This is a genomic window from Rhodococcus jostii NBRC 16295 (assembly GCF_001894825.1).
GTDB classification, from domain to species: domain Bacteria; phylum Actinomycetota; class Actinomycetes; order Mycobacteriales; family Mycobacteriaceae; genus Rhodococcus_F; species Rhodococcus_F jostii.
In genome coordinates, this window is the sequence record NZ_BCWY01000261.1 from 1 (window position 1) to 783 (window position 783).

At 63.9% G+C, this 783-nt stretch carries 1 protein-coding gene; it reads left to right on the forward strand.

Annotation, left to right across the window (positions count from 1 at the left end; translation table 11 throughout):
• The coding region (locus tag RJ1_RS45095) for an acyl-CoA dehydrogenase family protein (RefSeq protein ID WP_073371183.1) at window positions 1-783 on the forward strand (783 nt) is incomplete at both ends.

A 783-nucleotide genomic window follows, 5' to 3' on the forward strand; every position in this document is an offset into this window, starting at 1 on the left:
CCAGACCGATCTGCTGGAGTTCATGGATTCGCATGTGTATCCGGCGGAGGCGGTGTACGAGGAGCAGATGCGGGAGTCGGGTGATCCGCATTTCCAGCCGCCGGTGCTGGAGGAGTTGAAGGTGGAGGCGCGGCGTCGGGGGTTGTGGAATCTGTTCCATCCGCATCCGGGTACGGGTGCGGGGTTGTCGAATCTCGAGTATGCGCCGTTGGCGGAGATCATGGGGCGCAGCCATATTGCGTCGGAGGCGTGCAATTGTAATGCGCCGGACACGGGCAACATGGAGGTGCTCGAGCTGTTCGGGACGGCGGAGCACAAGGAGAAGTATCTGACGCCGTTGCTGGAGGGGACGATGGCGTCTGCGTTCGCGATGACGGAGCCGGCGGTGGCGAGTTCGGATGCGACGAATGTGGAGTTGTCGATGGTCCGGGACGGTGACGAGTATGTGCTGAACGGGCGGAAGTGGTTTGCGTCGAATGCGTTGCATCGGAATTGCCGGGTGTTGATCGTGATGGGGAAGACGGATCCGTCGGCGGCGCCGCATCGGCAGCAGTCGATGATGGTGGTGCCGATCGATGCGCCGGGGGTGACGGTGATGCGGGGGTTGCCGGTGTTCGGGTATCAGGATCGGGAGGGGCATGCGGAGATCGATTTCGCGGATGTGCGGGTGCCGGTGAAGGACGTCCTCGAGGGTGAGGGGGAGGGGTTCGCGATTTCGCAGGCGCGTCTGGGTCCGGGTCGGATTCACCATTGCATGCGGGCGATCGGGATGGCGGAGCGGGC